Genomic DNA, 26,754 nt, shown 5'->3' with positions numbered 1-26,754 from the left:
TCGCCGGGGCTTGACCGCGCCTACATCCCCACCAGCAATGCCCCCTGATACCTACACCTCCACCCGCGCGGACCAGCCTCTGCTGCCGACGCTCCGCCGCTTTCTGCCATTCCTGTGGCCGGCGGGGCAGCCCAGACTGAAGGCGCGGATCGTCGTCGCGATGCTGCTCGTGATCGCATCGAAGCTGGTGCAGGTCTTCGGTGCGGCGTTCACGCTCAAATATGCGGTCGACCGGATGGCGGGGAACGACCGCGGTGCGCTGACGCTCGTCGTGCTGCTGGTGGTCGGGTACGCCGCATCGCGGTTCGGCACGACGCTGTTCGACAACCTGCGCAATGCGGTGTTCGAGCGTGTCGGGCAGGACGCGTCGCGGCGCCTGGCGGCGCAGGTGTTTCGCCACCTCCATGCGCTGAGCCTCGATTTCCATCTGTCCAGGCGGACGGGTGCGGTGACCAAGGTCGTCGAGCGCGGCACCAAGAGCATCGATACGATGCTGTATTTCCTGCTGTTCAACATCGCGCCGACGCTGTTCGAACTCGTGCTGGTACTGGGGCTGTTCTGGACCAAGTTCGGCTGGCCGCTGGTCGTCGCGACCGTCGTGATGGTGGTCGGCTATATCGCGTTCACGCGGATGGTCACCGACTGGCGCAACGCGCTCCGCGCACGCATGAACGACCTCGATACCGGTGCGGTCGCGCACGCGGTCGATTCGCTGCTGAACTTCGAGACGGTCAAGTATTTCGGCGCGGAGGAGCGCGAGGCAAAGCGCTACGACAGCGCGATCACCGCCTATTCCGAGGCCGCGGTGAAGAGTGAGAATTCGCTCGCATGGCTCAACCTCGGCCAGGCGCTGATCACCAACCTGATGCTCGCGGGCGGGATGGGGTTCGTCGTGTGGCGATGGAGCCGGGGCGAGGCGTCGGCGGGTGACGTGGTGTTCGTGTCGACGTTGCTCGCGCAGCTGTTCCGGCCGCTCGACCTGCTGGGGATGGTGTATCGCACGATCCGCCAGGGGGCGCTCGACATGGCGGCGATGTTCGACCTGATCGACACGCCCGCTTCCGTCGTCGACGTGGCCGACGCGCCTGCGCTCGCGGTGAGTGCGGGGCTTGTCCGGTTCGAGAATGTCTCGTTCGGCTATGATGCGGGGCGGCCGATCCTGCGCGACCTCGAACTCGACGTGCCCGCGGGATCGACGCTCGCGGTGGTCGGGCCATCGGGCGCGGGCAAGTCGACGCTCGCGCGGCTGCTGTACCGGTTCTACGACCTGACGGGCGGGCGGATCACCGTCGACGGGCAGGACATCGCGCAGGTCCGCCAGGCATCACTGCGCGCCGCGATCGGCATCGTGCCGCAGGACACCGTGCTGTTCAACGACACGATCGGCTACAACATCGCGTACGGCCGCGAAGGCGCCGAGATGCCCGAGGTCGAGATGGCGGCCAAGGGCGCCGCGATCGCGGGCTTCATCGAGCGCCAGCCGCAAGGCTATGCGACGCGCGTCGGCGAGCGCGGGCTGAAGCTGTCGGGCGGCGAGAAACAGCGCGTGGCGATCGCACGCACGCTGCTCAAGAACCCGCCGATCCTGATCCTCGACGAGGCGACGTCCGCGCTCGACAGCCGTACCGAGGCGGAGATCCTCGACACGCTCGAGGCGATCGAGCGCGGCCGCACCACGATAGTGATCGCGCACCGGCTGTCGACCGTGGTGCATGCCGACCAGATCGTCGTGCTCGAGGCGGGACGGATCGTCGAGAAGGGCACGCATGGCGAGTTGCTTCGGCGCGAGGGCGTCTATGCGGAGATGTGGAACCGCCAGGCGCAGGAGCGTGCGGGGCAGGATGACGGGGCGCTGGCGGCCGAGTAGCAAAGCACCGGCGCTGCGCTCCCCGGATCGGGCTCACCCCGCCCTGTGCGTCCGTCGCCAGTAGAAGAACGAGTAGAGGATCGGCGTCGCGATCATCACCAGCAACAGCGCGATGACGAACGACGTACGCGTTGCGTTTTGCATCGGGAGCAGCGCGACGAGGATCAACCCGAACCCCGCCCCCACCATGATGCGGCCGCCATAGCGGTGCGTGGCGATCCAGTTGTCGGGATCCATGATCGCCCAGGGCGTACGGATGCCGACGAAGAAGCCGGGGCGCGACTTCGGCAGAACGTTGCCGAGCGCCACGAACAGCACGCCGATCCCGATCAGCATCGTCGTCGCGGGCAGCGCGAGCCCGAACGCCGGGGCGGCGACCATCGCCTCGACGAGGATCATGATCCCGAGCAGCCCGACCCAGGCGGTGCGATAGAGCGGCGCGGATTGTTCGAGCTTGTGCTGCATCGGTTCGAGCGAGGGCAGCGCCGCCATGGTCAGCGACACCACGACCGTCAGCGCGACCGGCATGAACAACGCGATCCCCGCATCGGCGAAGCGGTCGGGCAGCCCGTCGGGGCCCCAATGCGTCGGCAGCTGCGTCCCCGCCGGCAACCGCCCGAGAGCGACCGCGGCGACGATCGCGAGCCCGCCCGCGGTCACCGCAGAGGCTATGATGAGGTTTCGGTAGCGCATGTCTCGTCCCCCTTGTCGTCATCCGCAGCCCCGACGCGAAGCCGCCCCATGAAGCCCATCACCACCTCCTCCATCACCGACAGATCGAGCGTGTAGACGATCGACGTGCCCCGGCTTTCGGCCTGGATCAGCCCGGCAGCCTTCAGCTTGGCAAAGTGGTTGGACATGGTCGGCTTCGACACCGCGAACGCATCGGCCAGCGCCCCCGCGGTCATCGCGCCGCCTTTCAGCAGCTCGAGAATGCGGCGGCGCGTAGGGTGCGCGAGGGCGTCGAAGACCGAGTCCATGAGACTGCTTATTCGTAAGTTTGCTAATTAGCAAGATGACTAAATATGCTGGATTGCTCGACTGGGTTTGCGCCTCCCCGGCGGAGGCCATTCGATTTGGTCGGGATGCCAAGCCCCGATGCTACGTCGCGATAAGACCCGCGCTCTCCTCGACATCGCAGCGGGGATCGCTACCTAGACGGCGATGGCACTCGACCCCCTTCCCGATCTCCAGCGCATCTTCGGCTTTCCTGATTTTCGTGGCGTGCAGCGCGATGTCGTCGACCGCGTGCTTGCGGGGCAGCGGACGCTCGCGGTGATGCCGACGGGTGCGGGCAAGTCGCTGTGCTACCAGCTGCCCGCGACGATGCTCGAGGGAACGTGCGTCGTCGTGTCGCCGCTGATCGCGCTGATGCACGACCAGCTGCGCGCCGCGACCGCGGTGGGGATCAAGGCGGCGACGTTGACCTCGGTCGACACCAACCGCGACGAGACGATCGCGCGGTTCCGCGCGGGCGATCTCGACCTTTTGTACGTCGCGCCCGAGCGGGCCTCGAACGAGAGTTTCCGCAATTTGCTCGGCCAGGCGAAGCTGTCGCTGTTCGCGATCGACGAGGCCCACTGCGTCAGCGAATGGGGGCATGATTTCCGCCCTGACTACCGGTTGCTGCGGCCGCTGCTCGACAGCTTTCCCGACGTGCCGCGGCTCGCGCTGACCGCGACCGCCGACGCGCACACGCGCGCGGACATCCTCGAACAGCTTGGGATCTCGCGCGAGGGGCTGATCGTGTCGGGGTTCGACCGGCCGAACATCCGCTATGCGATCTCCGCGCGCGACAACGTCAACCGGCAGATCGCGGATATCCTCGAGAAGATCCCGGGGCCGGGGATCGTCTATGCGCAGACGCGCGCGGCGACCGAGAAGCTCGCCGAGGCGCTGGGGCGGAGCGGGCGGCCGACGCGGGCCTATCATGCCGGGCTCGATCCGCAGGTGCGCGCGAAGAACCAGGCGGATTTCGTCGCGAGCGAGGACATGGTGATCTGCGCCACGGTCGCGTTCGGGATGGGGATCGACAAGCCCGACGTGCGGTTCGTGGCCCACGCGGGGCTGCCGAAGTCGATCGAGGCCTATTATCAGGAGACCGGGCGTGCGGGGCGCGACGGCGATCCGGCGATCGCGCATCTGTTCTGGGGCGCGGAGGATTTCGCGCGCGCACGCCAGCGGATCGGCGAGGTCGAGCCCGAGCGGCAGGCGGGCGAACGCCAGCGGCTGACCGCGATGGGCGGGCTGGTCGAGACCGCGGGGTGCAGGCGCCGCATCCTGCTCAAGCATTTCGGCGAGGAGCGGCTCGAGGATTGCGGCAATTGCGACAATTGCCTTGGCAATGTCGACGCGGTCGACGCGACCGAGACCGCGCGCAAATTCCTGTCGGCGGTGTTCCGGACCGGGCAGATGTTCGGCGTCGGCTATATCGAGGGTATCCTGACGGGCGTTTCGTCGGAGCGCAGCCTGATGAATGGGCATGAGGCGCTGTCGGTGTACGGGATCGTCGACGGCGACGAGGTCGCGCTGCTGAAGCCCGTGTCGCGTGCGCTGATGCTGAAGGATGCGCTGCGCACGAACCCGCATGGCGGTCTCGAGTTCGGGCCGGCGGCGAAGGCGATTTTGAAGGGCGAGGCCGCATTGTCGGTGATCGTGCCGCCCAAGCGCGAGCGGCGGCGCAAGGCGGCGGCGGGCGCGGTGCCCAACCCCGTGGACGATCCACTGTTCGAGGCGTTGCGCATCCGCCGCCGCGATCTGGCGAAGGAGGCGGGCGTCCCGCCGTATGTGATCTTCCACGATTCGGTGCTGCGTGACATGGCGGCGCAGCGGCCCGCATCGCGTGCGGCGCTTGCCGTGCTGTCGGGCATTGGCGCGCGCAAACTCGACGCCTATGGAGATGCCTTTCTGGCAGTTATCCGCGAGTCCGCATGATCCGGCATATCAACGAGAGCATTTCGGTCGCACCGCAGATCGCGGTCGAACAGGTCGCGGACATCGCCGCGGCGGGCTTCAAGACGATCGTCAACAACCGCCCCGACGACGAGGATGCGGGTCAGCCTTCGGGCGACGCGATCCGCGCTGCGGCCGAGGCGGCGGGGCTGAAATACGTCGCGATTCCAGTGACGCATGCGGGGTTCTCGCACCCGCAGATCGACGCGATGACGCAGGCGCTGACCGAGGCGGACGGCCCCGTGCTCGCCTATTGCCGGTCGGGCACGCGGAGCTGCAATCTGTGGGCGCTTGCGGCCGCGAAGGCGGGGCGCAACCCCAATCTGTTGCTCGCGCAGGCCGAGGACGCGGGCTATGACCTGCGCGGCATCCGCCCCACGCTGGACGCGCTCGCAGGGCCGCGATGATCCCGATCGCGATCGCCCCCTATCTGATCGGGGGCGCGGTGAGCGCGGCGCTGGTCATCGCCGCCGGCGGCGGCTGGGCGATCGCACGACGGCGACGCGTGAACCGGATCGAGACCCCCGAGGAAGCCGCCGATGCGGCGCATGCGCAGTTGCGCGACTTCGCGGTCGCGGGGGCGGTCGTCGGCGCCGACGGGCTGGGCGCGCTTGCGATCGCCGATGACGGACGTGTCGCGGCGGTCAAGCGGATCGGCAAGCGGATCGCGGTGCGCGAAGTCACCTGGCGCACGGTCCGCGCGACGCAGGAAGGGATCCTGGTCGAGACGGGGGACCGCGCGATCGGCGCGGTCATGCTGGCGCGGGTCGACGTGCTCGACATCCGCCGGCTCGCGCCGAGCGTGCGCGTCTAGCAGCATGATGCGCGCGGACAGGGCCGCGCCGCATTCCGACACGCCTGCATAAAAAAGACCCGGTGCGTGATACGCACCGGGCCAAGGTTGTCCGCAGGAGGAACGTCGGGGGTGCGGGCTCGACCGGCCCGCTACCGATCTGATGTCAGTTGTAGGCGCGCTCGCCATGTTCGCCGATGTCGAGACCTTCGACCTCGACTTCGGGCGAGACGCGCAGTCCGGTGACCGCCTTGGCGATGTAGATCGCGATCGCCGTGCCGATCGACGCCCAGATGATCGTCACGAGAACGGCCTGGAGCTGGACCAGCAGCTTGGCGCCGATGACGTAATCCGCAGCGCCCGGGCCACCGAGCGACGGTGCATAGACCACCGCGGTGCCGATTGCGCCGATCATGCCGCCGATGCCGTGAATGCCGAACGCGTCGAGCGAGTCGTCATAGCCGAGCAGCGGCTTGAGCTTCGAGACCGCCATGAAGCAGATCAGCGACGCGACCGCGCCGAGGATGATCGCACCGAACGGACCGGAATTGCCCGCCGCCGGGGTCACCGCGACGAGGCCGGCGACGATGCCCGAGCAGAAGCCGAGCGCGGATCCCTTGTGACCCGAGAGCTTCTCGGCGAGCATCCAGAACAGTGCCGCCGACGCGGTCGCGACGAACGTGTTGATCATCGCCAGCGCCGCCGACCCGTTCGCCTCGAGTGCCGAACCCGCGTTGAAGCCGAACCAGCCGACCCACAGCAGCCCGGTGCCGATACCCGTCATCACGAGCGAATGCGGCGCCATCGGCTCCTTGGGATAGCCGATCCGCTTGCCGAGGATCAGCGCGGCGACCAGCGCCGAGACACCTGCGTTGATGTGCACGACGGTACCGCCCGCAAAGTCCAGAGCGCCAGCCTTGAAGAAATAGCCCGATGCCGCCCAGACCATGTGCGCGATCGGGAAATAGACGATCGTCAGCCAGACGAGGCCGAACACCATCACCGCCGAGAACTTCATCCGCTCGACGACCGAGCCCAGCACGAGCGCGACGGTGATCGCCGCGAACGTCATCTGGAAGCAGACAAAGACATATTCGGGGATCTCGACGCCCGCGGTGAACGTCGCCGACTGCGAGGCGGGCGTGATGCCCTTCAGGAATGCCTTGTCGAGGCTGCCGATGAAGTTGCTGAGGAACGGGTCCGTGACGTCAGGACCGAATGCCAGCGTATAGCCCCACATCACCCAGATCAGCATCGCGAGCGCCGCGACGGCACCGATCTGCGTCATCGTCGACAGCATGTTCTTCGACCGGGTCAGGCCGCCATAGAACAGCGCGAGCCCCGGCAGGATCATCATCAGGACGAGCACGGTCGAGGTCATCATCCAGGCGGTATCGCCCTTGTTGACCGTGGCGACGACGGGCGCTGCTACGGGTGCGGCGACCTCTTGTGCCCAGGCGGGGATGGCGGCGACCAGCGTCGCCCCGAACCCGAGTACCGCCGCGGCGGCAGTCTTATGTGCATGCTTCATCATCTACCCCCCTCAGAGCGCCGAATCGTCGGTTTCGCCGGTGCGGATACGCACCGCCTGCCCGACGTCGAGCACGAAGATCTTGCCGTCACCGATCGCCCCCGTGTTGGCGGATGCCTGGATCGCTTCGACGACGCGATCGGCCAGGCTGGTCGCGCAGACGACCTCGATCTTGATCTTGGGCACCATGTTGGTGCTGTATTCGGCCCCCCGGTAAATCTCGGTCTGGCCCTTCTGACGGCCGAACCCCTTGACCTCGGTGACCGTCATGCCCGCCACGCCGAGCGTGGTGAGCGCTTCGCGCACCTCGTCGAGCTTGAACGGCTTGATGATGGCAATGACGAGTTTCATCGCGCCCCTTCCCCTTGTTACGAAATTGCTTCCGCAACGATCGTGCCAAACGAAAACATCAGGGGGCATGACGCGGCCGGCGGCGGGCACGGGGCGAATTCATGACAGAAATTGTGCACCATGATCGCGCTGCCCGAAATTTACGCAGCAGCCTGGCTAGCCCAATATGATCGCGCGCGCCTCGGACAGGTCATCCTCGTCGATCATCACGCGAACGGGGATCAGCAGATAGCTGCCGTCGCCGATCGACATGTCACCATCGAACGCGATGGCGGGTATGCCTTCGCTTTCGAGGCGGCCGACGATGATCAGCGCCTCGTTGCGGCTGTAGCGGCCAAGCTCGACGAGGCTCAAGCGGACGCCCTCAAGACGTGGAACCGCCGGTATTGCCGCGCGTCATGGCCGGCGTGACCGTCGGAACACGGGTCGGCAACCCGTCGATGCTGACCGGGTGTTCGGCCCATTCGGCAAGGCGCTCCGCATCGCTTTGGCCCGCGTGATATTTGGACAGCGTCAGCCGCTCCCGTTCGAGCGCCATGAACGGCACGCCCCAGCCACAACTCGTCTGCACCTGATCGACCGCGATGACGAAGATCTGGCGCGTACCGGGAAGCGGTGCGAACCGGGCGTACAGCTCGTCCCAGTCGGGATCCTGCGGCAGGACGGCGCGCCCATGACCATAGATCCGAAAGATCAGGGCCGGCCGGTCGAACGCGCAGAACATGATAGTGATCCGCCCGTCCGCCGCGAGATGCGCATTGGTCTCGTTCCCCGACCCGCCGACGTCGAGATACGCGACCGTGGTCGCGTCGAGCACGCGAAAGCTGTCCATCCCCTTCGGACTGAGATTGATCCGCGCGCCCTCCGCGGCGGTCGCGACGAAGAAGACGGGCTGGCGCTCGACGAACGCGCGGTGATCGGCGGAAAGTTCGGAGAAGAAGTCCATCGGGCCAGTCTATCAGCGCCGCCGCCGGAAGCGAGGGTCTTGTGGCCCATCAACGCAATCCGTCTGATCGCTATTGCAAGTCAGTCGCGATAGTCGTAGCGGGCGGCCAAAGGGGTTCACCATGCTCGATCGTCGTCTTTTCCGCGCTCTTCTCGCGGGGTCCATTCTCTCCGCAACCCCGGCATTTGCCGCGGATCCCGTGCCCGACGACACGCAGGCGCGGAACGGCACCGAGGATTCGGGTGTGATCGTCGTCACGGGTGAAAAGCCCAACACCGTCGCGTCGTCGGGTACCAAGAGCGCGACGTCGATCGTCGAGACACCGCAGTCGATCAGCGTCATCAGCGCCGCCGACATTGCCGGGCTTGGGCTACAGAATCTCAATCAGGCGCTGCGGTTCGTGGCGGGTGTCACGCCCGAGACGCGCGGCGCATCGGCCGAGGTCTACGACCAGTTCAAGCTGCGCGGGTTCGACGCACCGGTCTATCTCGATGGACTGCGCCAGTTCGGCAGCGCGACCGGCTATGCGGTGCCGCAGGTCGACGTCTCGCGGCTCGACCGCGTCGAGATCATCAAGGGCCCCGCCTCCGTGCTCTATGGCCAGTCGAGCCCTGGCGGGCTGGTCGCAGAGGTCAGCAAGCTGCCGCTCGACCGTGCCTCCTATGGTGCGGTCAGCGGGACCTATGGCAGCTACGACCTCTACCGCGTCGACGCCGATATCGGCGGGCGTGCGGGCGACGGCGTGCTCTGGCGCATCTATGGCAGCGCGAACGGCGCGGACGACCAGCAGACGCAGGGCCAGGGCAAGCGCGAGCGCCAGACGGTGTCCGCCGCCGTCACCGCGGGCGCGGGCAGCAGCACGAGCTTCACGCTGCTCGGCGCCTATTCGCACGATCCGTTCAACGGCAATTACGGCGTCTTTCCGACGCTCGGCACGCTGATCGACAATCCGGCGGGCAAGATCTCGACGAAATTCTATGGCGGTGAGCCGGGCGACTTTTTCCGGCGCGAACAGGCGGCGCTGACCTATATCTTCAACCATGATTTCGGCAGCGGCTGGGCGCTGCGCTCGTCGGGGCGCTATCAATATGTGAAGAGCCGGATGGGGCTGGTCTATACCAGTGGGCCCGCGCTCGATCCGACCGCCGCGGCACCGACCGTCTACAGCCGATCATCCTATTCGACGCGCGAACAGCTCAACAACTGGACGTTCGACAATCAGCTGACGGGCAAGCTCGTGACGGGCCCGCTGACGCATCAGCTGCTGTTCGGGGTCGATCGGCAGGTCGCGCATTCGGCGGGACTGTCGGCGTTTGGCGGTGCGACGCCGATCGACGTGTTCAACCCCGTCTATGGCACGATGCCGACGCCCCAGACGCCATCGGAGGTTCCGGCGTCCTTCGGCATCAACTCCGCCAATGTCCGCCAGCGGCAGCAGGGCGTCTATGCGCAGGACCAGATTGCGGTCGGCGGCTTGCGCGTGACGCTCAGCGGGCGGCAGGACTGGGCACGCCAGGCACGCGATGGCCAGGTGCAGAAAGACGACAAGTTCACCTGGCGTGCGGGCGCGCTGTACCTGCTGCCGTTCGGTCTTGCGCCCTATGCGAGCTATTCGACGTCGTTCGAGCCGCAGAATGCACGGTTGCGCGACGGCGGCCTCGCCCAGCCGTCGCTCGGCAAGCAGGTCGAGGTCGGCGCCAAATACCAGCCCGCGGGCACGCCGATCCTCGTCACCGCGGCGTGGTTCCGGATCGAGCAGACTAACGTCGTCGTGTCCTATCCCGATTTCACCTCCGACCAGGTCGGCAAGGTGCGGTCGCAGGGCATCGAGGTCGAGGCGAGCGCGCCCCTGCCCTACGGCTTCAACGCCAAGCTCGCCTATAGCCGCCAGCGCGTGAAGAAGGTCGAGGACGTGGTCCCCGCCAATATCGGCCTGCCGCTGGCAACCGTCGGGCGCGGCGGGATCTCGGCAAACCTCGAATGGGCGCCCACCGAAGGCTCCGCCTCGGGCTTTGCGATCGGCGGCGCGGTTCGGCACGTCGACAAGACCTATGCGGACTTCTACGCGGACGGCGTTGCACGCTATACCCCCGCCTACACGGTGTTCGACGCGCTCATCCGCTATGATCTGGGCAAGCTCAGCCCGCGGCTCGCCAATGTCGATCTCGGCGTCAACGCGACCAACCTGTTCGACAAGAAATATCTGACGAGCTGCTTCGCCAACTATGCGTGGTGCTGGTACGGCAACCGCCGCACGGTGCAGGCAACGATCGGCTATCGCTGGTGATCGCTGCGTCGCGATCGTTTTAATGCGCGATTCCACGGCACCCTTTGCCGCGTCGACCGTTCTGCGACCCGAGTGCGTCCGTTCCGGATGCCGTCATTCATAGGAGATCAGCATGAACACGACGACGTTGAAGGGTGAAGGCCAGGATCTGCTCGGTTCGGTAAAGCAGGCTGCGGGCAACGCGACGGGCGACAGCTCGCTGCAGGCCGGCGGCGTCGCCGACCAGATCGCAGGGACCGCCAACAAGGCGATCGGCACCGCGACCGATACGGTCGCACCGCTCGCCGACAAGGCACGCGCGTTCGCCAAGGATCGTCCGTTCGCGACCGCCGCACTGGTCGGCGTCGTCGGGATCGCGCTGCTCAACACGCTGCGCGGCAAGTGATCGACCGGGGCCGCGTCCGCGCGGCCCCGCTATTACTACGCTAGTGACTGTTCCCGCGGGACGACCCGCCGACTTCTGGATCGGTACCCATCGCGGTGGATTGTATCCGCTGCGGCATGACGGTGGGCAATGGTCCTCCGGCGAACCCTATCCCCAGGCGTCCAGCGCCTCGTTCGGCGTCTATTCGCCGTTGCGCGATCTTCAGTATCTCGTCGACGAACGCGACAATGGCGCGGTCGGCATCTACCGCAAAGCTAGCAGTGGCTGGACCCGGTTGGCGCAGGTTGCGGTGCGTGGCGATGCCCCCTGCCACCTTGCCCTGAGCAGCGACCAGTCGCGCCTCGCGGTCGCCAATTATGCGAGTGGCAGCGTCACGCTGTTCCTGCTCGATCACGATGGCATTCCAGTCGCCCCCGGGCAGGTCTTCGCCGCGACGGGGTCGGGTCCCGACCGGACACGCCAAACCGGCCCGCACGCCCATTGGGTCGGGTTCGACGCCGCCGATCGCTGGCTGTACGCGGTCGATCTGGGCAGTGATGCGATCCATGCCGTCGCGATGACCGCAGCGGGCGGCGAGGTCTTGAGAACAGCGTTCAAGGCACCACCCGGTTCGGGACCACGCCACCTGCTTCTGCATCCGCGCAGGCGCGATATCGCCTATCTCGCATGCGAACTGGCGAACACGCTGATGCTGCTCTCGGGCGGGGACGGCGCATTCACCGCGATCGAGACGCTGTCAACGTTGCCCGCGGGGTTTGGCGGTCCGAGCATCGTCGCGCACCTTGCGATCAACGCCGCGGGCGACCGCCTCTATGTCTCGAATCGCGGGCATGACAGTATCGCGGTATTCGCGCTCGACGACGCAGGGACGCCGCGCCTGATCCAGCATGCGCCCACCGGAGCGGCCTATCCCCGCCACTTCCTGCTGCTCGAGGACGAGGCCTGCCTGATCGTCGCGAACGAGAAGGACGAATGCGTCACGGTGTTGCCGATCGCGCCGAACGGGATGCTCGGGCGAAGCGTCGCGCGGGTCGCGGTTCCCGGGGCCGCGTTCGTGCTGCGCGCCTGACCGGAGCGACCCGGCTCATCGATAGGCGAGCGTCCAGCCCGACGGCAGGTAGTCGGTCGACATGTAATAATAAAAGAGGCAGCTGCCATCGGCACGGTAGGTGCCGCCCTTGACGAGGCCGAGCGCGACCTGCCCCTCGAACACCGGTGCGCCGCTATCGCCCGATTTGCAGGTCGGCCCCTCGACTGCGACCCAGGTCGGCAGGCAGGCGCCCCCGCACAGATCGCCCGCGGGCGCGAAATCGACCATCGCCACCGGCGCACAGCTATAGCCGGTGCGCTCGCCGCGGTGACAGACGAAGTCGCCTGCGCGCGTGCTCGTCCGGTTGCGCCAGGTCGCGACGGTCCGCGCCTGGCGTTTCGCCGTATCGGCATAAAAGGCCGGGAGTGGCGGCATGCGATCGGCTGCGTCGGGCACGCGGTTGATCTGGACGTCCTGATAGCCCCAGCCCCATTGTCCGACATAGCCGAGCGCGCGGTCGCCGCGGCCGCGGTCGACGTACCGCAGATCGTCGGGGCAATGCGCCGCGGTCGCGACGGCATCCTGTCCGCCGTTGCTGACGACGAACCCGGTGGTGCAGACATAGCGCGTGCCGTCGCGTGGATCGGTCCCGACCACGCGGCCCCCGCCCAGCACATCGAGCGGCGCGGCGACCGGGGCTGTGACCTCGTCCTGCGCGGGTGCGGGCATCGCCATCTCGGCAGCGGACGCATCGACTGCGACAATCCGCACCGGAACGCCCGTCATCGTCGCAAACCGCGTCGTCAGCGCGCCGTCGCGATCGAGCGCGAGATCCGCCGTCGCCACCATGATCACCATCTCGCCCGTCCGCTGATCGACGCCGATCCCCGGCGGGTGCGGCAGCGCAGCGCGGATATCCGCCTGATGGGTGCGTATCCGCTCGAGCAGCACGTCTCGCGTGACCACCGCACCGGTGCGGAACAGGATCGGAACGACGAGCCCGCCCGCGATCACCGATCGGTCGGCGACCGGGTCGCTGCCCGTCAACAACACGGTGATTCGGTATCCGGGACTATGCTCGACCGCGATCCCGGCAAACCGGTCTGCGAACTCGGTACGCAGCGCGTCCGTCGTCGGGATCGTCGCGGCCTGCGCGCGCAACCGGTGCATCGCCTCGTCGAGCGAAACGGAGAACAGGCGTGCATATTCGCCCGCATCCTGCATCGCAGCCTCGATCGGCAATTGCAGATGGACACCGGGTCCGGCGGCCTGGGCGGGCGTGACGACCGCGGCGACGATCAACGTGGCAATCTGGATCGCCCTCTTGCGCAGTCGAGTCATTCGCGGTCCAACTTCAGCGACGGTATTGAAATAGCACCGAAGTCGGGCCGCCGCATCGCCTAGCCCAACCCGACCGCGGGAGGCGAGCACATCTTTGCGCGCGAAAGCAACGCCGCGGGAAATCGCATAACAGGCAACAATATCCCGGTCCTGGCCTAGCCTCGAATCGCAGCCTGTTGCTGCGATTGTAAAAAGGAAAGCCATTGTGACCCTCGTCCTTCCCACCCGCTATTTCATCAGCCCCGACGTCGCGCAGGACATCACGCCCGCCGCCGCCGACCATGGCCTGTTCGCGCTTGACCAGCTCGAGGTCAGCTTCGACCCGGTGCTCGACACGCTGTGGACCTATATGCGGCCGACGGCGCGGCCGAGCTTCAATCCCGGGCTGCTCGCCGATTTCGCGCAGTGGCAGGCGGGTATCGATCACGCCTGCAGGTCGAAGGCGCTGCCGATCAAATATCTCGTGCTGGGCTCGACATTCCCCGGCGTCTTCTCGTTCGGCGGCGACCTCGACCTGTTCGCGCAGCATATCCGCAGCGGCCACCGAGAGGCGCTGGTGCAGTATGGCCGCGCCTGCGTCCGCATCCTGCACCGGAACATGCGCGGGCTCGACCTGCCGATCATCACCATCGGTCTGGTCGAGGGCGACGCGCTGGGCGGCGGGTTCGAGGCGCTGCTCTCGTTCAACGTCGTCGTTGCCGAGCGCGGAACGAATTTCGGGCTTCCCGAGACGGCGTTCGGCCTGTTTCCCGGCATGGGGGCGCATTGCTTCCTGTCGCGCCGGCTGGGGTCCGCGCGCGCCGAGCAGATGATCCTCAGCGGCCGCAGCTACAGCGCCGAGGAACTCTACGATCTCGGCCTCGTCCACGCGCTGGCCGATCCCGGCGAGGGTCGCCGGGTGGTCGAGGACTATATCCGGCAGAACCGCCGTCGGCATAGCGGCCATTGCGCGATCTACGAGGCGTCGCGTGCGGTCAATCCGCTGACGCTCGACGAACTCGAGGCGGTCGTCGATCTGTGGGCCGATGCCGCGCTACGGCTGCGCGACGTCGACCTGAAGCTGATGCGCCGACTGGTTGCGGCCCAGACGCGACTGCTGGCCGCTGCGGCCGAATAAGCCGGACCGCCAGCTGCGGGATCAGGGTACCGCCCGCATCCTGGGTACGTCGTCGGCGAGCAAGGTTGCGACCATGCTCGCCGACATCGGCCGCGCCAGCAGGAAGCCCTGCACTGCGGTGCACCGCGTCCGGCGAAGCTGTGCAAGCTGCGCGGGCGTCTCGATCCCCTCCGCGACGGTGCGCATCCCCAAGGTCGCGGCAAGATCGACGACGGTCTGGACGATCGCCATCGACGCGGGATTGTCGTCGAGCGCGGCAATGAACGAGCGGTCGATCTTCAGCGTCTGGAACGGGAATTTGGTGAGATAGCTCAGCGAGGAATAACCCGTGCCGAAATCATCCAGCGTCGTCGCGACGCCCATCCGGTTGATCGCCTTCAAGGCCTCGAGCGACGCATCGATGTCCGCGAGCAGGACCGATTCGGTGACCTCGAGATCGAGCCGGTCGGCCGCCAGACCGCTTGCGCCGAGCGACCCCATGATCACGCCCGGCAGTCCCGGCGACAACAGCTGGATCGGCGACAGGTTGACCGCGACACGGACCGACGACGGCCATTCCCGCGCCTGGCGACAGGCTTCGCGCAGGACCCAGCCGCCGATCTCGACGATCAGCCCGCTCTGCTCGGCGATCGGGATGAACTCGGCGGGCGAGACATTGCCGTGCACCCGGCTGTTCCAGCGGAGCAGCGTCTCGCACGACCGGATGCGATGCGTTGCGAGATCGAAGATCGGCTGGAACGCGAGGTGGAACTCGCCCCGCGCAAGCGCCCCCTGGAGCTCGGCCGCGAGCGAGCGCACATATTCGATCTTTTCGTCCATCACCGGTTCGTAGAAGCACAGCGTGCCTCGACCACCTTCCTTGGCGCGGTACAGTGCGAGATCGGCGTTCTTGAGCAACGTGTCCGCATCGACACCGTCGGTCGGAGCGATCGCGACGCCCAACGACGCGCCAACAGCAAGATGCTGCCCGTGATAGGCGACCGGCTTGGCGATGAGGTCGAGGATGCGATCACCGATCGCCGCCGCCTCATCCTGCGCGTCGATGCGGCTGACGACCGCGAACTCGTCGCCGCCGAGCCGCGCGACGATCCCCCCCGTCAGGGCGAAAGCGGTTTCGAGCCGGTGCGCGATCCCGACCAGCAGCGCGTTGCCCGCCAGATGACCGAGCGAATCGTTGATCTCCTTGAACCGGTCGAGATCGATCCAGTGGATCGACACGAGCCCGCCCGTGTCGTCGCGCAGTCGCAGGATCTGCTCAAAACGCTCGCGGAACGCGGTGCGGTTGGCGACGCCCGTCAAATCGTCCCGGCGCGCAAAGGCGGCATGATGCTCGGCGAGCGCGGTCTTTTCGCTTGCGGCGAGCGTCGCCTTCAGGATCGCGTCATACGTCTGGAGCGTGATGTCCATCATCGCGAACACGAACAGCAGGATCACGATCGCAAGAACCGCATTCAGCCAGTTTCCCGACAGGATGAGGCCCAGCGGCAGCGGCAGCGACGCGAGACAGAGCTGCGCCAGCGCGATCCAGGGCCGGCCCGCATTGCGCCCGGCGATTCCTGCGGCATAGCCGATCGCGGTGGTGACCGCGAGCAGGTGGAGCACGCCGTCCTCGGTGCGGATCAGCGTCAGCATCCCGAACAGGCCGAGCAACGTCGAGAATGCATAGGCGCCGAGCCGGTAGTACCGCTCCCACACGCTGCGCCCGGCAACGCCCTCCGCACCGCGATCGACCGGCGTGCGGCTGAGCGGAGAGAACGCGGATGGGCGGATCACGCCGACGATTCGGATCGCGGCGACCGCTGCGATGAGGATCGCGAAGACGACGAGCCAGGCGTCCTTGCTCGTCACCGCGACGACGGCGGCGATCGAGCTGCTGGTCAGCGCACCGATGACGAGCGATTTGGGGGACGCGTAGAGCGACGTGACCAGGACGGCGCGGACATTCGCGTCAACCGCCTGGTCGGAGTGCCGTAGCTGGCGCAGTCGGGAGATTAAACGCGTCATGACACCTTTGAGTTATCGATTGCCGTAGGGGAAAGGTGTTAATCAAACGCTATGGATCCCCGGCCGGTCGCATCCGGTCCGGTTTAGAGTTCGGGTCGGGGCGCCGTTGGTCTAGCAGGCGACATGACCCCGTCGTTCGACCCCATCGCTTCGCTCCGCCGCGTTCGACCACTTCCCCCGGCGATATTGCTCGTCGCGCTCGCGTTGGCGGGGTGTGGCACGACCCGCTATCGCCCGGTCAGCGATGACATGGTCAGGATCGGCCGCCCCTACACGGTCCGCGGGACGCACTACACGCCTGCGGACCTGCGCCCCTATGACGTTGTCGGCTATGCGAGCTGGTATGGCGGGGAATCGGGCAACCAGACCGCGAATGGCGAAAAGTTCAGACCGCGCGGGATCTCGGGTGCGCATACCGTGCTGCCGCTGCCGAGCTATGTCGAGGTGACTGCGCTCGATACCGGCAAGACGATCCTGGTGCGTCTCAACGACCGTGGCCCGTTCACCCAGACCAGGCCGACTCCGCGTGTGATCGACCTGTCGCGCGGCGCCGCGCGACTCCTGGGCGTTGAGGCCTCGGGCACTATCCCCGTGCATGTGCGCCGCGTCGATCCGAGCGAACGCGACAGTGCGCGGCTTCGCAAGGGGAAGCCCACCGCGTCACGCCCCGATGTCGATCCCGCGACGCTCGCCGCCTGGCGCGCGCTGCTCGGGCCGCAGCCGGGGCGGTAAACTGTTCAGCGAAGCGTCCGCTCAGATCTTCCAGGCCCAGTAAAGCTGGGCGGGCGGCACGTTCCACCATTCCATGTCGTGATCGATCGACGTGAAATGCGGGGTGAGGAAGTCCTTCACCTTCGGGCTGAACTGATAGACGAGAAACGCGCCGCCGGTCCGCAGCACGGAATGCGTCCCGGCCGCGATCGCCGGGCCGACACCGGGGGGCAGCGTCGAGAAGGGCAGGCCGGACAGCACATAGTCCGCCGATTCGAAGCCGTGATCCGCGACGATCTTCTCGACGTCGGCTGCCGAGCCGAGCACCGCGGAGAAGCGCGGGTCGGTGATCGTGTGCCGCAGATAGCGGATGAAATCCGGGTTGGTGTCGATCACGATCAGCGTCGCGTCGGGTGCCATCCGGTCGAGGATCGGGCGGCAGAAGGTGCCTACTCCGGGACCATATTCGACGAACACCTTGGTGTTGTCCCAGTCGACCCGGCCGAGCATCTTGCGGATGAGCTTGTCCGACGATGGTACGATCGAACCGACCATGACGGGGTGTTTCAGGAATTCGGTGAAGAACATCTGCCACGGGGAGGGCACGCCGGCGGGGCGGGTGCGCGCGCGCCGGGCGGCTGTGGTCGGACTGGGCATCGTGTTCCTTACGATCAGGGGTCCCGCGCGCTGGCGAGGCTTTGACACTCCCGTCGCACGATTTCCGAACGCGTTTCAAGGCCCGCAGGTTGCATCGCGCGACGAACTGCATCGGAAGTCGTGGTGGACCAAGCGGTTCCGCCATCCTTGCCAACCCCGTGGCAGCGTTTAAGCACCGGTCATGCACCTCGATCGAACCGGCCAGACCGCGGTCATTTTCACCTCGTTCCGCAGCGGTGCGGACGCAGACGGCTATGAGTCAGCGGCGGCGGCGATGGACGCCCTGGCGATGGTGCAGCCGGGGTATCGCGGTGTCGAAAGCACGCGCGGGGCCGACGGCATGGGAATCACGATAAGCTACTGGTCCGACGACACCGCGGCGATCGCCTGGCGCGACCACCCCGATCACAGCGCGATCCGCGAGCGCGGGCGTGCGATCTGGTACGACCGCTATTCGGTGACGGTCGCACACGTCACGCGCGGCTATGGATGGACGAGACCATGACCCCACCCGCCGCTGCAGCCCCCGCCGATGGGCCGAGGATTGATCGGCGTTTCGCGCTGATGTTCCTCGTGATGCTGACCATCGCCGCGGGCAACACCGCGCTGCAATCGGTGCTGCCGGCGCTCGGGCGATCGCTGCGAGTCGCGGACAGCGCGGTCGCAGCGGCGTTTTCGGTATCCGCGCTGCTGTGGGTCATCGCCGCGCCGTTCTGGGCGAATCGATCGGACCGGCATGGCCGCCGCGCGATGATCCTGCTCGGCGTCGGCGGCTTCAGCGTGTCGCTGACGGTGTGTGGCGTCTTCCTGATGGCCGGGATCAATGGCTGGATCGGCGGGACCGCCGCGTTCCTGTCGTTCATCGGCGGACGGCTGATCTACGGACTCTTCGGATCGGCAGCGCCCCCCGCGGTGCAGGCGCTCGTTGCGGGCGAGACCACGCGCGAGGAACGTACCAAGGCGCTGACGCTGCTGGCATCGGCGTTCGGGCTGGGGACGATTCTCGGTCCTGCGATCGCCCCCTATCTGATCCTCGGTTCGATCGCCGGTCTGGACGTCGGGTTGTCGGGCCCTGCCTTCCTGTTCGCAGCGTTCGGGATCGCGGTGTGGATCACCGTACGGCGGATGCTCCCCGACGACCGCATCGTCGCTGCGCACGACACGCATGGGGCAAGTTCCGCTTATCCCTCGATCGGCGGCGCCCCCAGCGGCGCGTCGGTCGCAGCCGCGACGGGATCGCACATCGAGCATGTCGGCTATACCGACCCGCGGATCCGCGCTTGGATGATCGCGGGGCTCGTGATGGGGCATGCCCAGGCGATGACGGGCCAGGCGATCGGCTTTCTCGTGATCGACCGGCTCCACCTCGCGCCGGCCCTGGCGCTCGAGCCGACCGGCATCGTCCTGATGATGGGTGCCGGCGCCGCGCTGCTTGCGCAATGGGGGATCATCCCGCGGCTGAACATGACCCCGCGCCAGCTCGTGCTGACGGGGCTCGTGCTCGCGGCGGTCGGCAGCGCACTGACGGGGATCGCGACGTCGCTTTACGGAATCGCGACCGCCTATGCGCTGGCGAGCCTGGGATTCGGCTTTACCCGGCCGGGTTTCACGGCGGGATCGTCGCTGGCGGTCGGCGCCAATGCGCAGGGCTCGGTGGCGGGCAAGGTCACGAGTATCAACGGCGCCAGCTTCGTGCTCGGGCCGTCGATCGGCGTCGGGCTGTACGAGATGCAGCATTCGCTGCCCTATCTGATCGCGGGCGCGGCTTGCGTGGTGATGATCGGCTATGCCTGGGCAAGCCTACGCGACCCGGCCGAGCGGATCGCGTAGCGCGGCACCCGCCGGCTGAGACACCGGCGGCTCCGTGTCGTCAGGCGCCCTGATCCTTTCGCCCGGGAAACGCGAAGCCGATCGGCTGGATCGCGGTGGCATCCTGTTTGAGGCGCGCGGCCATCTGCTCATATTCGCGCTCGGTCTCGGGCGTGACGCTGGCGCGTGATTCGGTCAGCGCCTTGTCGAAATCCGCCATCGTCACGTGCGTCGAGTCGATCTCGCGGCGCAACGCGACGAGGCCTGCGCGGCGCACGACATCCTCGAGATCCGCGCCGCTGAAGCGATCCGTCCGCTCGGCCAGTCGATCGAGATCGACGTCGCCCGCGAGCGGCATCTTCTGCGTCTGGATGCCGAGGATCCGCCGCCGTCCCGCCTTGTCGGGCACGCCGACATAGACGAGCTCGTCGAACCGCCCCGGCCGCAGCAACGCCGGGTCGATCAGATTGGGGCGGTTGGTTGCGCCGATCACGACGACCGACTGGAGCTCCTCCAGCCCGTCCATCTCGGCGAGGATCGTGTTGACGACGCGCTCGGTCACCTGCGGCTCGCCCGCCCCGCTGCCGCGTGCGGGGACAAGCGAATCGAGCTCGTCGATGAAGATCACGCACGGCGCGACCTGGCGCGCGCGCTGGAACAGCCGGGTGATCTGCTGCTCGCTCTCGCCATACCATTTGCTGAGCAGGTCGGACGACTTGGTGGCGATAAAATTCGCCTCCGCCTCGCGCGCGACCGCCTTCGCGAGCAGCGTCTTGCCGGTGCCGGGCGGGCCGTAGAGCAGGAAGCCCTTGGCGGGGCGAATGCCGAGCCTGCGGAACGCGTCGGGATTCTTCAACGGCAGTTCGACGCCCTCCTTCAACCGCATCTGCGCGTCGTCGAGCCCGCCGACATCGGCCCAGCGCACGGTCGGCGCCTGAACCATGACTTCGCGCATCGCCGATGGCTGGACGCGTTTGAGCGCGCCGAGAAAGTCCTCGCGCGTGACCGACAACTCGTCGAGCACCTCGGGCGGGATCGTCCGCTCTTCGAGGTTGAGCTTGGGCATGATCCGCCGCACCGCCTCGATCGCGGCCTCGCGCGCGAGCGCGGCGAGATCGGCGCCGACAAAGCCGTAGGTCGTACGCGCGAGCTCATCGAGATCGACGCGGTCGCCAAGCGGCATGCCGCGTGCATGGATGCCGAGGATCTCGCGACGACCGCGCTCGTCGGGGACGCCGACGACAATCTCGCGGTCGAACCGGCCGGGACGCCGCAGCGCCTCGTCGATCGCCTCGGGGCGATTGGTGGCGGCGATCACGACGAGGTTCGCGCGCGCCTCAAGCCCGTCCATCAGCGTCAGCAACTGCGCAACCAGCCGCTTTTCCGCTTCGCCCGCGACTTGGCCACGCTTGGGCGCGATCGAGTCGATCTCGTCGATGAAGACGATCGACGGCGCGGCCTTGGCGGCTTCCTCGAATACCTGGCGCAGCTTGCCTTCGGATTCGCCATAGGCCGACCCCATGATCTCAGGGCCGTTGATCAGGAAGAACTGCGCGTCGGATTCGTTCGCGACCGCGCGCGCGAGGCGCGTCTTGCCCGTTCCGGGGGGGCCGTGCAGCAGCACGCCCTTGGGCGGATCGACACCCAGACGCTGGAACAGTTCGGGGTAGCGCAGCGGCAGTTCGACCATCTCGCGCAGCTGGTCGATCGTCTGCGCCATCCCGCCGATATCGTCATAGGTGACGTCGGCGCGACGCGCGGCCTGCGGTTCCTCATATTCGGACCGCAGCTCGATCTCGGTATTCTCGTCGATATGGACCACGCCCTTGGGGCTCGCGGCGATCACCGCGAGGCGGATCTCCTGCAACGCGTACGCCGGGGCATTCATGAACTGCTGGACGCCCGGCGGCATGTTACCGACGCGCTGATGGCCCGCAGTCGCGACGATATCGCCCTGGCAGATCGGCCGGCCCAGGAACGTGCGCTTGAGCGCATTCGTCGATCCCTGCAGGCGCAGGTTCTGCTGTGCCGGGGCAAAGACGATGCGCGTCGCCGGCTTCGATTCGGCCTTGCGGACTTCGACGAAATCGCCGGACCCGACGCCCGCATTCGCGCGCTGCAGCCCGTCGATGCGCAGGATGTCGAGGCCCTCGTCCTCGGGATAAGGGCCGACGGCGCGTGCGGGCGTATTCTGTTTGCCGAGGATCTCGATCACGTCGCCCTCGCCGATTCCCAGCGTCGCCATCAGCGCGCGCGGCAGATGCGCCAGGCCGCGACCGCTGTCCTCGGGCCGCGCATTGGCGACCTGGATCTTCCGCGTCGGGGTTTCGCTATCGGGCATCGTCACTCCTTCACACTCGAAGTGTCGGAGATGGGGCCCCCGCCCCGTGCTTGCGAGGACCCGAAGCGACAAAAAAAAGGGCCGGCCAATGAAGGCCAGCCCGTGAAAGTTTTTAGGAGAGGATGCCTGAAAGGCGAGGTCTTTTTGCGTCGAGGCGGTTCATGTTGCAAGTGCGAATGGATCCGCTACGATTGCGCTAACTGCAATCGCGTGCATGAATGCAGTCCGCAGTCATTGTCACAATCGTCGAGTCGAAAGAGGGATCATGCGCAGGTTGCCGCCATTGGGGGCCATCGAGGCGTTCGTGCAGGTGGCGCGGCTGGGGTCGATCAAGGCCGCGGCCGAGGATCTGGCGCTGTCCGCGCCCGCGCTGAGCCGGCGGGTCCAGAGCCTCGAGCGGTTCATCGCCAAGCCGTTGTTCGCGCGTCGCCACCAGGCGATGGTGCTCAATGCCGATGGCGAGCGGCTGTTGGCGCAGATCGCGCCCGTGCTCGATTCGCTGTCCGATGCGGTCGAATCGATGACCAGCACGACCGAGGTGCTGCGACTGCGACTCGGGATTCTTCCGCTCTATGCCTCGCAAAAGCTGTTTCCGCGGCTGGGCGAGCTGCGTACCGCCCACCCCGAACTGCATCTCGACATCGATACGGCCGCGCATCTCGTATCGCGGCTGGGCGACGGGCTCGATGCGGTGATCGCGTTGTCACGGGAGATCGACCCGTCGCTGTACGCGCGGCGGCTCGACCGGAATTCGGTGTACGTCATCGGTGCGAGGAGCCTGATCGAGCGCGCGGACCCGGTCACGCGGCCCGAACAGCTCGCCACGCTGACCGCGCTGGTGCACCGCGACATGACGGATACGTTCACGGCGTGGCGGTCGGCGGCCGGGCTCGACGACATCGAACCGCTGGCGATCGATCATTTCGATTCGGGGGCGTTGATGCTCGAGGCGGCGGCGCAGGGGCTGGGCGTCGCGTTCATGCATGCGAGCCATTTCGCCGATGCGAACGACCCGCGTCTGGTCCGGCTTTTCGATATCGAGGTGGAGAGCCCGTACAGCTACTGGTTCGTCTGCCGCCCGCGGGCGCTGCAGACCAAGCCGGTGCGGTTGTTCCACGACTGGCTGATCCGCACGCTGGCGGAAGTATAGCCACGACTTCGTCCCCAGCCCCCCGGGACGTCACCCCAGCGAAAGCTGGGGTCTCCCAGTCGGGAAGCGGCACGGCTCGAACCGGAAGATCCCAGCGTTCGCTGGGATGACGGCATGGAGTTGGTACGGGATTCAGGCGGCAACCGCGACGCGCTTCTCTCTCGAAGCGCGTCGCGGCAAAGCCGCGCCGTCGAACGGAGCTGCACTCCGCCGGCCGGCTTCGGCCGCCTCCGGCGCAGCTTTGCTACGCCGGAGGCGGCCTTCAGCTCAGGCAGCCCGGGCCTTGACGATCTTGCCGGGCTGGCGCGGCGGCTCGCCCTTGGGGAGCGCGTCGATCAGCTCCATGCCGTTGGTGACTTCACCCCAGACGGTGTACTGCTTGTCGAGGAAACGCGCGTCGTCGAACACGATGAAGAACTGCGAGTTCGCCGTGTCGGGCTGGTTGGTGCGCGCCATCGAGCACACGCCGCGGACATGCGGCTCGGCCGAGAATTCCGCCTTGAGGTTCGGCTTGTCCGACCCCGACATGCCGGTGCCCGTGGGATCGCCACCCTGCGCCATGAAGCCCGGGATCACGCGGTGGAACACGACGCCGTCATAGAAGCCGTCATTGGCCAGCTCGACGATGCGCTCGACATGCTTGGGCGCCAGATCGGGGCGCAGCTTGATCGTCACGTCGCCACTGTCGAGGGTCAGCGTCAGCGTTTCGGGGGTATCAGCCATTTAAGTCTTCTCCTGAATTGATGCGCCGCAGATAGGGAGCCGACCCGCGACTGGCAAATGCCGCCATTGCGGGTTAGGGCGCGGACGCACGCTTTTAAGGGAGGCAGCCATGAGCGAACTCGAGCTTCCCGAGGTCGAAATCGAAACCCAGCCCGAGACGCAACTCGACCGCGACGACCGGTTGCGGCCCGAATTCGTTCGCGCGGTGCTCGATGCGGTCGAGGACGGCGACGACGAGGGCGCGCGCGCGCTGGTCGAGCCGCTGCATCCCGCCGACATCGCCGATCTGTTCGAGCTGACCCCGCAGGAGGATCGCGCGGCACTGGCGCGGGCGGTGACCGATCTGCTTGACGGCGACGTGTTCGCCGAGATGAACGATTATGTCCGCGAGGATCTGATCGACGCGCTCGAGCCGCACCAGGTCGCGGACCTCGCCTCCGAGCTCGATACCGACGACGCGGTCGCGATCATCGAGGACATGGACGAGGACGAGCAGCGCGCGGTGCTGCGCGCGCTCGATCCCGACGATCGCGCCGCGATCGAGGAGGCGCTGAGCTACGCCGAGGAGTCCGCCGGCCGCCTCATGCAGCGCGAGCTGATCGCGGTGCCTGAGCATTGGACCGTCGGCGACGCGATCGATTATCTCCGCGGTCACGAGGAACTGACGACCGATTTCTGGGAGATCTTCGTCGTCGACCCCGCGCACAAGCCGATCGGGACGTGCCAGCTGTCGTGGATGCTGCGCACGCCGCGCGGGATCGCGATCGCCGACGTGATGAAGCGCGAGCAGACGCTGATCCCGGTCGACATGGACCAGGAAGAGGTCGCGCTGCGCTTCCAGAAATACGCGCTGATCTCCGCCGCGGTGGTCGATCATGGCGGCCGGCTGGTGGGCATGATCACGGTCGACGACATCGTCCACATCATTTCGGAAGAAGCGGGCGAGGATACGCTGCGTCTCGCCGGCGCCGGCGACGGCGACATCAACGAGCCGATCCGGCTGACCGTGCGCACGCGCTTCACCTGGCTGGTCGTCAACCTGGGCACAGCGATGGTCGCGTCGTCGGTCGTCGGGCTGTTCCAGGGGACGATCGCGAGCTTCGCGCTGCTCGCGGTGCTGATGCCGATCGTGTCGGGGATGGGCGGCAATGCGGGCACGCAGACGCTCGCGGTGGTGGTCCGCGCGCTCGCGACCAACCAGCTGACGAGTTCGAACACGAAGCGGATGATCGGGCGCGAATTCCGGATCGCCACCGCCAATGGCGTGATGCTCGGCACGCTGATCGGGCTGGGCACCTACGTCATCTTCCGCAATTCCGATCTGTCGATCGTGATCGCGGCGGCGATGCTGACGAACAATATCACCGCAGGGCTTGCCGGCGTGCTGGTCCCGATCACGCTCGACAAGTTCCGGATCGATCCCGCGGTCTCGTCGGCGGTGTTCGTAACGACGATGACCGACACGATGGGGTTCTTCTCGTTCCTCGGCCTCGCCAGCCTGTGGGGGCTGCACGGTTGACCCTCCGGTTGACTGGCGCGGTTTAACGCCCATTTTCAGACGGATGCCGCTTCACCTCACCAAAGTCGCGTTCGGCGCGGACAGCGTCGACCATCTGGCGGAGCGCCTGCGGCTGCGCGGTGAGGAGGGCCCCGTATTCCTGACCACCCGCTACCTGCCCAAGCGGCACGAGGAGGTCGCCGGGCCCGTCGGCGAAGGCGGCTCGATGTACTGGATCCTGAAGCACCAGCTGATCGCGCGGTCGCCGATCCTCGGCTTTGGCGAGGCGGAGGGCGGGCGGGTCGCGATCCATATCGACCCGAGGCTGGTACTGGTGCAGGCGCGCCCCAAGCGCGCGCATCAGGGGTGGCGCTATCTGGAGGGTGCCGACGCGCCGCTCGATCTGGGCGGCGACGCGACGGGGCTCGACGTGATGCCCCCCGCGTTGATGACCAAGCTGGCCGAGCTGGCGCTGATCTGAGCCTGCATCGACCGCGCGGCGATGGGCGGATGCGTCAGCGGCCGCACGTCACGGGGCCACCCGCCGCCGCCTCGACGCGGCATTTTGCAGTCCCCGCGACGGTGACCGACCCCAGCCCCGTATTCGTAACCTGCGCGGTATAGCGCGCGGCCGCTGCGACCTCGCCGACACCTTCGAGGTGCACAGTCAGGTCGTTGACCTGCAGCGCCGTCGCATCGATCGCCCCGGCGCCGTTCATCATCAGCCGCGCGCGTGCCACCCGGCCCGCCAGCGTCATGCGGCCGGTGCCGATCACGGTGGCGTTCAGTTGCTCGGTTTCCGCCGCCGCGAGGACGAGGCTCGCATTGCCCCCCACCGTCGTATCGACGCGCATGCCCCGCATCCGGTCGATCGTCAGCCGGCCCCCCGCCGCCACGCTCGCCGCGACGAGCGCGGGGGTCGACAGCATCACGACGATCGGCCCGGCCCGACCGCCACGCGGCTGTTCGCCCCAGCCCCCCGTTCCCTTGCGGACGGACAATGTCCGGCCGTCGACGCGGATATTGACCCCTTCGGCAACGCGGGGATCGCCGAGGATCGTCGCGCGCGGCGATCCGGTCGTGACGCGGACCTCGAACGGCCCCTCGACACGCAGCTGATCGAAACTGCCGACCGATACGGTCCGGCCGGACGCGACAGGACCGGCCGCCGCGGGCATCGGCAACAGCGACGCGGACAGGAGCAGCAGCGAGGCGAGCGGATGGTGCATACACGACCGTCGCCGCTTACCCCGGCTCACGC

Annotated in this window: 26 protein-coding genes; 14 read left to right on the top strand and 12 right to left on the bottom strand. The window is 67.2% G+C overall.

Annotated elements, in window-relative coordinates; genetic code table 11:
* Positions 1–37 precede the first annotated feature (37 nt).
* Positions 38–1,867 (top strand): ABCB family ABC transporter ATP-binding protein/permease, encoded by a 1,830-nt coding sequence (locus tag AC0CH3_RS14020; RefSeq protein ID WP_354300476.1) that lies wholly within the window; start codon positions 38–40, stop codon positions 1,865–1,867.
* A 33-nt stretch (positions 1,868–1,900) separates the two neighbouring features.
* Here AC0CH3_RS14020 and AC0CH3_RS14015 read toward each other — a convergent pair whose 3' ends face one another.
* Together AC0CH3_RS14015 and AC0CH3_RS14010 are read right to left on the bottom strand one after the other, a co-directional pair.
* Positions 1,901–2,560 carry an SdpI family protein gene (locus AC0CH3_RS14015; RefSeq protein WP_354300478.1) on the bottom strand — a complete coding sequence of 220 codons (660 nt, stop codon included), beginning with the start codon at positions 2,558–2,560 and terminating at the stop codon, positions 1,901–1,903.
* Entirely contained in the window at positions 2,536–2,847 is a 312-nt protein-coding gene (locus tag AC0CH3_RS14010; RefSeq protein WP_056406728.1) for a metalloregulator ArsR/SmtB family transcription factor, read from the bottom strand. Before AC0CH3_RS14010 ends, AC0CH3_RS14015 begins: the two co-directional genes overlap by 25 nt.
* 184 nt (positions 2,848–3,031) lie before the next feature.
* On the opposite strand from AC0CH3_RS14010, the gene recQ reads away from it, so the two are divergent.
* From recQ to AC0CH3_RS13995, 3 genes are read left to right on the top strand one after another with little or no spacing between them, the layout of a single operon-like run.
* Positions 3,032–4,801, top strand: coding sequence for a DNA helicase RecQ (gene recQ / locus AC0CH3_RS14005; protein ID WP_354300481.1), 1,770 nt, complete (start codon positions 3,032–3,034; stop codon positions 4,799–4,801).
* Positions 4,798–5,226, top strand: a complete 429-nt coding sequence (locus AC0CH3_RS14000) for a protein tyrosine phosphatase family protein (protein ID WP_465238001.1) — start codon at positions 4,798–4,800, stop codon at positions 5,224–5,226. Before recQ ends, AC0CH3_RS14000 begins: the two co-directional genes overlap by 4 nt.
* Positions 5,223–5,633 (top strand): hypothetical protein, encoded by a 411-nt coding sequence (locus AC0CH3_RS13995; protein ID WP_354300483.1) that lies wholly within the window; start codon positions 5,223–5,225, stop codon positions 5,631–5,633. Before AC0CH3_RS14000 ends, AC0CH3_RS13995 begins: the two co-directional genes overlap by 4 nt.
* A 145-nt stretch (positions 5,634–5,778) precedes the next feature.
* Here the strand turns inward: AC0CH3_RS13995 and AC0CH3_RS13990 are convergent, their stop codons facing one another.
* The 4 genes from AC0CH3_RS13990 to AC0CH3_RS13975 all read right to left on the bottom strand — a co-directional run bounded on the left by AC0CH3_RS13990 (position 5,779) and on the right by AC0CH3_RS13975 (position 8,440).
* Positions 5,779–7,143: an ammonium transporter gene (locus tag AC0CH3_RS13990; protein WP_354300485.1), complete on the bottom strand. Its 1,365-nt coding sequence runs from the start codon at positions 7,141–7,143 to the stop codon at positions 5,779–5,781.
* Between the two features lie 12 nt (positions 7,144–7,155).
* Positions 7,156–7,494 carry a P-II family nitrogen regulator gene (locus AC0CH3_RS13985; RefSeq protein ID WP_056018484.1) on the bottom strand — a complete coding sequence of 113 codons (339 nt, stop codon included), beginning with the start codon at positions 7,492–7,494 and terminating at the stop codon, positions 7,156–7,158.
* Positions 7,495–7,650: 156 nt separating this feature from the next.
* The gene (locus tag AC0CH3_RS13980) at positions 7,651–7,848 is read right to left on the bottom strand and encodes a putative signal transducing protein (protein WP_354300487.1); all 198 of its coding nucleotides are present in this window, start codon (positions 7,846–7,848) and stop codon (positions 7,651–7,653) included.
* 10 nt (positions 7,849–7,858) lie between these two features.
* On the bottom strand, positions 7,859–8,440 hold the full coding sequence (locus AC0CH3_RS13975; protein WP_354300489.1) for a pyridoxamine 5'-phosphate oxidase family protein: 582 nt from the start codon (positions 8,438–8,440) through the stop codon (positions 7,859–7,861).
* Between the two features lie 121 nt (positions 8,441–8,561).
* Here AC0CH3_RS13975 and AC0CH3_RS13970 point away from each other — a divergent pair, with 121 nt between their 5' ends.
* From AC0CH3_RS13970 to AC0CH3_RS13960, 3 genes are all read left to right on the top strand, one after another.
* The gene (locus tag AC0CH3_RS13970; protein ID WP_354300491.1) at positions 8,562–10,727 is read left to right on the top strand and encodes a TonB-dependent siderophore receptor; all 2,166 of its coding nucleotides are present in this window, start codon (positions 8,562–8,564) and stop codon (positions 10,725–10,727) included.
* A 112-nt stretch (positions 10,728–10,839) separates the two neighbouring features.
* A complete protein-coding gene (locus AC0CH3_RS13965; RefSeq protein WP_031396253.1) occupies positions 10,840–11,112 on the top strand; it encodes a CsbD family protein in 273 nt (90 codons plus the stop codon).
* Positions 11,113–11,155: 43 nt separating this feature from the next.
* Positions 11,156–12,181: a lactonase family protein gene (locus tag AC0CH3_RS13960; RefSeq protein ID WP_354300493.1), complete on the top strand. Its 1,026-nt coding sequence runs from the start codon at positions 11,156–11,158 to the stop codon at positions 12,179–12,181.
* Positions 12,182–12,196: 15 nt separating this feature from the next.
* Here the strand turns inward: AC0CH3_RS13960 and AC0CH3_RS13955 are convergent, their stop codons facing one another.
* A complete protein-coding gene (locus AC0CH3_RS13955) occupies positions 12,197–13,483 on the bottom strand; it encodes a chymotrypsin family serine protease (RefSeq protein ID WP_354300495.1) in 1,287 nt (428 codons plus the stop codon).
* A 205-nt stretch (positions 13,484–13,688) separates the two neighbouring features.
* Here AC0CH3_RS13955 and AC0CH3_RS13950 point away from each other — a divergent pair, with 205 nt between their 5' ends.
* Complete coding sequence (locus AC0CH3_RS13950; protein ID WP_235532271.1) at positions 13,689–14,600, top strand: crotonase/enoyl-CoA hydratase family protein; 912 nt, start codon at positions 13,689–13,691, stop codon at positions 14,598–14,600.
* Positions 14,601–14,621: 21 nt separating this feature from the next.
* Here AC0CH3_RS13950 and AC0CH3_RS13945 read toward each other — a convergent pair whose 3' ends face one another.
* On the bottom strand, positions 14,622–16,604 hold the full coding sequence (locus tag AC0CH3_RS13945) for a putative bifunctional diguanylate cyclase/phosphodiesterase (protein WP_354300497.1): 1,983 nt from the start codon (positions 16,602–16,604) through the stop codon (positions 14,622–14,624).
* Between the two features lie 123 nt (positions 16,605–16,727).
* Here AC0CH3_RS13945 and AC0CH3_RS13940 point away from each other — a divergent pair, with 123 nt between their 5' ends.
* Positions 16,728–17,336, top strand: a complete 609-nt coding sequence (locus AC0CH3_RS13940; RefSeq protein ID WP_465238000.1) for a septal ring lytic transglycosylase RlpA family protein — start codon at positions 16,728–16,730, stop codon at positions 17,334–17,336.
* A 21-nt stretch (positions 17,337–17,357) separates the two neighbouring features.
* On the opposite strand, the gene AC0CH3_RS13935 is transcribed toward AC0CH3_RS13940, so the two are convergent.
* On the bottom strand, positions 17,358–17,972 hold the full coding sequence (locus AC0CH3_RS13935; protein WP_354300501.1) for a class I SAM-dependent methyltransferase: 615 nt from the start codon (positions 17,970–17,972) through the stop codon (positions 17,358–17,360).
* Between the two features lie 181 nt (positions 17,973–18,153).
* Between AC0CH3_RS13935 and AC0CH3_RS13930 the strand changes: the two genes are divergently transcribed.
* Together AC0CH3_RS13930 and AC0CH3_RS13925 are read left to right on the top strand one after the other, a co-directional pair.
* Positions 18,154–18,477, top strand: a complete 324-nt coding sequence (locus tag AC0CH3_RS13930) for an antibiotic biosynthesis monooxygenase family protein (RefSeq protein ID WP_354300503.1) — start codon at positions 18,154–18,156, stop codon at positions 18,475–18,477.
* Positions 18,474–19,802, top strand: a complete 1,329-nt coding sequence (locus tag AC0CH3_RS13925; protein WP_354300505.1) for an MFS transporter — start codon at positions 18,474–18,476, stop codon at positions 19,800–19,802. Before AC0CH3_RS13930 ends, AC0CH3_RS13925 begins: the two co-directional genes overlap by 4 nt.
* Positions 19,803–19,842: 40 nt before the next feature.
* Here the strand turns inward: AC0CH3_RS13925 and AC0CH3_RS13920 are convergent, their stop codons facing one another.
* A complete protein-coding gene (locus AC0CH3_RS13920; protein ID WP_354300507.1) occupies positions 19,843–22,122 on the bottom strand; it encodes a CDC48 family AAA ATPase in 2,280 nt (759 codons plus the stop codon).
* A gap of 265 nt (positions 22,123–22,387) precedes the next feature.
* Between AC0CH3_RS13920 and AC0CH3_RS13915 the strand changes: the two genes are divergently transcribed.
* Complete coding sequence (locus AC0CH3_RS13915; protein ID WP_056018456.1) at positions 22,388–23,272, top strand: LysR substrate-binding domain-containing protein; 885 nt, start codon at positions 22,388–22,390, stop codon at positions 23,270–23,272.
* 267 nt (positions 23,273–23,539) lie between these two features.
* Here the strand turns inward: AC0CH3_RS13915 and AC0CH3_RS13910 are convergent, their stop codons facing one another.
* Positions 23,540–23,995, bottom strand: a complete 456-nt coding sequence (locus AC0CH3_RS13910; protein ID WP_354300510.1) for a peptidylprolyl isomerase — start codon at positions 23,993–23,995, stop codon at positions 23,540–23,542.
* A 109-nt stretch (positions 23,996–24,104) separates the two neighbouring features.
* Between AC0CH3_RS13910 and mgtE the strand changes: the two genes are divergently transcribed.
* Positions 24,105–25,514, top strand: a complete 1,410-nt coding sequence (gene mgtE, locus AC0CH3_RS13905) for a magnesium transporter (protein ID WP_056018453.1) — start codon at positions 24,105–24,107, stop codon at positions 25,512–25,514.
* A 43-nt stretch (positions 25,515–25,557) separates the two neighbouring features.
* Positions 25,558–25,974, top strand: coding sequence for a DUF1489 family protein (locus tag AC0CH3_RS13900; RefSeq protein WP_333995806.1), 417 nt, complete (start codon positions 25,558–25,560; stop codon positions 25,972–25,974).
* 34 nt (positions 25,975–26,008) lie between these two features.
* Here AC0CH3_RS13900 and AC0CH3_RS13895 read toward each other — a convergent pair whose 3' ends face one another.
* The gene (locus AC0CH3_RS13895; RefSeq protein ID WP_354300512.1) at positions 26,009–26,722 is read right to left on the bottom strand and encodes a GIN domain-containing protein; all 714 of its coding nucleotides are present in this window, start codon (positions 26,720–26,722) and stop codon (positions 26,009–26,011) included.
* Positions 26,723–26,754 lie beyond the last annotated feature (32 nt).

This window comes from Sphingomonas sp. AC449 (genome assembly GCF_979253475.1).
This window is presented reverse-complemented; position numbering and strand designations above follow the sequence as displayed.

What these genes read in the sequence shown, in the direction of transcription:
- AC0CH3_RS14020 (WP_354300476.1), top strand. Translation starts at nt 38, where the DNA reads ATGCCCCCTGATACCTACACCTCCACCCGCGCGGACCAGCCTCTGCTG.
- AC0CH3_RS14015 (WP_354300478.1), bottom strand. Translation starts at nt 2,560, where the DNA reads ATGCGCTACCGAAACCTCATCATAGCCTCTGCGGTGACCGCGGGCGGG.
- AC0CH3_RS14010 (WP_056406728.1), bottom strand. Translation starts at nt 2,847, where the DNA reads ATGGACTCGGTCTTCGACGCCCTCGCGCACCCTACGCGCCGCCGCATT.
- recQ (WP_354300481.1), top strand. Translation starts at nt 3,032, where the DNA reads ATGGCACTCGACCCCCTTCCCGATCTCCAGCGCATCTTCGGCTTTCCT.
- AC0CH3_RS14000 (WP_465238001.1), top strand. Translation starts at nt 4,798, where the DNA reads ATGATCCGGCATATCAACGAGAGCATTTCGGTCGCACCGCAGATCGCG.
- AC0CH3_RS13995 (WP_354300483.1), top strand. Translation starts at nt 5,223, where the DNA reads ATGATCCCGATCGCGATCGCCCCCTATCTGATCGGGGGCGCGGTGAGC.
- AC0CH3_RS13990 (WP_354300485.1), bottom strand. Translation starts at nt 7,143, where the DNA reads ATGAAGCATGCACATAAGACTGCCGCCGCGGCGGTACTCGGGTTCGGG.
- AC0CH3_RS13985 (WP_056018484.1), bottom strand. Translation starts at nt 7,494, where the DNA reads ATGAAACTCGTCATTGCCATCATCAAGCCGTTCAAGCTCGACGAGGTG.
- AC0CH3_RS13975 (WP_354300489.1), bottom strand. Translation starts at nt 8,440, where the DNA reads ATGGACTTCTTCTCCGAACTTTCCGCCGATCACCGCGCGTTCGTCGAG.
- AC0CH3_RS13970 (WP_354300491.1), top strand. Translation starts at nt 8,562, where the DNA reads ATGCTCGATCGTCGTCTTTTCCGCGCTCTTCTCGCGGGGTCCATTCTC.
- AC0CH3_RS13965 (WP_031396253.1), top strand. Translation starts at nt 10,840, where the DNA reads ATGAACACGACGACGTTGAAGGGTGAAGGCCAGGATCTGCTCGGTTCG.
- AC0CH3_RS13955 (WP_354300495.1), bottom strand. Translation starts at nt 13,483, where the DNA reads ATGACTCGACTGCGCAAGAGGGCGATCCAGATTGCCACGTTGATCGTC.
- AC0CH3_RS13945 (WP_354300497.1), bottom strand. Translation starts at nt 16,604, where the DNA reads ATGACGCGTTTAATCTCCCGACTGCGCCAGCTACGGCACTCCGACCAG.
- AC0CH3_RS13940 (WP_465238000.1), top strand. Translation starts at nt 16,728, where the DNA reads ATGACCCCGTCGTTCGACCCCATCGCTTCGCTCCGCCGCGTTCGACCA.
- AC0CH3_RS13935 (WP_354300501.1), bottom strand. Translation starts at nt 17,972, where the DNA reads ATGCCCAGTCCGACCACAGCCGCCCGGCGCGCGCGCACCCGCCCCGCC.
- AC0CH3_RS13930 (WP_354300503.1), top strand. Translation starts at nt 18,154, where the DNA reads ATGCACCTCGATCGAACCGGCCAGACCGCGGTCATTTTCACCTCGTTC.
- AC0CH3_RS13925 (WP_354300505.1), top strand. Translation starts at nt 18,474, where the DNA reads ATGACCCCACCCGCCGCTGCAGCCCCCGCCGATGGGCCGAGGATTGAT.
- AC0CH3_RS13920 (WP_354300507.1), bottom strand. Translation starts at nt 22,122, where the DNA reads ATGCCCGATAGCGAAACCCCGACGCGGAAGATCCAGGTCGCCAATGCG.
- AC0CH3_RS13915 (WP_056018456.1), top strand. Translation starts at nt 22,388, where the DNA reads ATGCGCAGGTTGCCGCCATTGGGGGCCATCGAGGCGTTCGTGCAGGTG.
- AC0CH3_RS13910 (WP_354300510.1), bottom strand. Translation starts at nt 23,995, where the DNA reads ATGGCTGATACCCCCGAAACGCTGACGCTGACCCTCGACAGTGGCGAC.
- mgtE (WP_056018453.1), top strand. Translation starts at nt 24,105, where the DNA reads ATGAGCGAACTCGAGCTTCCCGAGGTCGAAATCGAAACCCAGCCCGAG.
- AC0CH3_RS13900 (WP_333995806.1), top strand. Translation starts at nt 25,558, where the DNA reads ATGCCGCTTCACCTCACCAAAGTCGCGTTCGGCGCGGACAGCGTCGAC.
- AC0CH3_RS13895 (WP_354300512.1), bottom strand. Translation starts at nt 26,722, where the DNA reads ATGCACCATCCGCTCGCCTCGCTGCTGCTCCTGTCCGCGTCGCTGTTG.